Genomic DNA, 1,937 nt, shown 5'->3' on the forward strand with positions numbered 1-1,937 from the left:
GTGAAGCTCGCCCAGCGCCAGGAACATGTCGGCGAGCGCGGGATCGGCGACGTGCTCGCTCACCCGGGCGGCCAGCTGGCCCGGCGACTTCAGCGCCAGGGCGTCGAAGATCAGCGCTTCGCGGTCACCGTCGAGTCCGGCGGCCTCGACCAGGCTTCTGAAGATGCCGATATGGCCCAGCGCCAGGTGGATCTCGCGCGCGCCGGCGGCGGTGAGGCTCGCCAGGGCGAGTCGCAGGATTTCGCTGTCCGCCTCGAGCCCCGCGTGGCCGAAGAGCTCGACCCCCACCTGGACCGGGCTGCGCCCGCCCTGGTGCTGGTCGGCCTTGGCGCGCAGCACGTTGGCGCAGTAGCACAGGCGCACCGGGCCCTGGCGCTTGAGCGAGTGGGCATCCATGCGCGCCACCTGGGGGGTGACGTCGGCAGAGGCGCCCATCATGCGCCCAGTGAGTTGGTCGGTGAGCTTGAAGGTCTGCAGATCCAGGTCGGTTCCGGTGCCGGTCAAGAGCGAATCGAGAAATTCCACCGGCGGCGGCATCACCTGGTCGTAGCCCCAGACGTAATAGAGATCCAGCAGCGCGCGGCGCAGCTCTTCCATACGGCTTGCCTGAGGTGGCAGCACCTCATCCATGCCGTCGGGCAGCAGCCAGCGGTCAGCGATGGTCATGTCAACAATCCTGCAAGACGATGAAGGCCCCGAACGCGCTGAAATCGCCCGCGTGAACGCGGGGTCGCCGAATGGGGGCCACAAAAAAACCGGGCGAACGCCCGGTTCAATTAAGTCTAACACGTTTGTCGGCGAGATGAACCCCGTCGCCCTGAAACGGCGAGGCTCATCCGGCAGGATCACTCCTGATCGCTTGCCGCCTCGGTCGCGGCGCCGTCTGGGCTTCGCAGGTAGCGGAAGAAGTCGCTGTCCGGCTCCAGCACCAGCATGTTGCCATCCCCGGAGAAGCTCGAGCGGTAGGCGTTCAGGCTGCGCCAGAAGGCGAAGAACTCCTGGTCCTGGCCGTAGGACTCCGAGAAGATCGCCGCCGCTTCCGCGTCGCCTTCACCGCGCAGGGTTTCCGCGCGCTCGTTGGCCTGAGCGAGAAGCACCTGGCGGCGACGGTCGGCGTTGGCACGAATGCGCTCGGCCTCCTCCTGACCCTGGGCGCGCCACTCGCGCGCCTCGCGCTCACGCTCGGAGCGCATGCGCTGGAAGACCGCCGCGGAGACGTCCTCGGGCAGGTCGATCCGCTTGATGCGGATATCGCGCACCGCCACGCCCAGCTCGTCGCGCATCAGTCGGTCGAGCTCCTCGGTAGGCCCGATCATCAGGTCGTCGCGACGCTCGGCGATGATCTCCTGCAGGTTCAAGCGACCGAACTCGTTACGCAGGCTTTCGTCGACGCGCGGCTGGATGAGGCGAATCGCCATCATCTCGTCGCCGGCGGTCGCCTCGTAGTAGCGGGTCGGGTCGACCACCTGCCACTTGACGTAGGAGTCGACGATCACCGCCTTCTGCTCCAGGGTCAGGTAGCGGCTGGTATCGGTGTCCAGCGTCAAAAGGCGCGTGTCGAACTTGCGGATCGTCTGGGCGATCGGCACCTTGGCGTGAAGGCCGGCGGTGATGTTCTCCTCGATGACCTCACCAAAGCGCAGCTTCACCGCGCGCTGGGTTTCATCGACCACGTAGAGCGTGTTGCTGGCAAGCCAGGCCACGGCGGCCAGGCCACCGACGATCAGCAGGGAGCGATTATTGATCATTTAGCGACCCTCCCGGCGGATACCGCCGTTGTTCGACGTGCCGCCGCTGCCCTGGGTATTGCGCAGCGTCTCGAGCACCGACGGGTCGATCTGCTCGTCGTCGCTGCCGGAGGCGTTCGCCGGGCGACTACCGCCCTGGCCACCGCGCATCTGATCCAGCGGCAGGTACATTAAGGGGGCGTTTTCGCT

The 1,937-nt window shown here is 66.7% G+C and carries 2 protein-coding genes and 1 pseudogene; all 3 read right to left on the reverse strand.

Translation table 11 applies throughout. The features are described from left to right. Positions 1-666: ATP phosphoribosyltransferase regulatory subunit (locus BIS11_RS16330; RefSeq protein ID WP_253586555.1), on the reverse strand; the 666-nt coding region annotated here is incomplete at its 3' end. Positions 667-845: 179 nt separating this feature from the next. Continuing rightward, positions 846-1,748, reverse strand: a complete 903-nt coding sequence (hflC, locus tag BIS11_RS16335) for a protease modulator HflC (protein WP_227390340.1) — start codon at positions 1,746-1,748, stop codon at positions 846-848. Then, positions 1,749-1,937: pseudogene (locus BIS11_RS16340) on the reverse strand (protease modulator HflK); the annotation flags it as partial. It lies immediately after the preceding gene.

It is taken from the genome of Halomonas sp. 707D4 (assembly GCF_024158685.1).
In the GTDB taxonomy this organism is placed as follows: Bacteria; Pseudomonadota; Gammaproteobacteria; order Pseudomonadales; family Halomonadaceae; genus Vreelandella.

Coding starts and splice junctions, on each gene's coding strand:
- hflC (WP_227390340.1), bottom strand. CDS start 1,748: ATGATCAATAATCGCTCCCTGCTGATCGTCGGTGGCCTGGCCGCCGTG.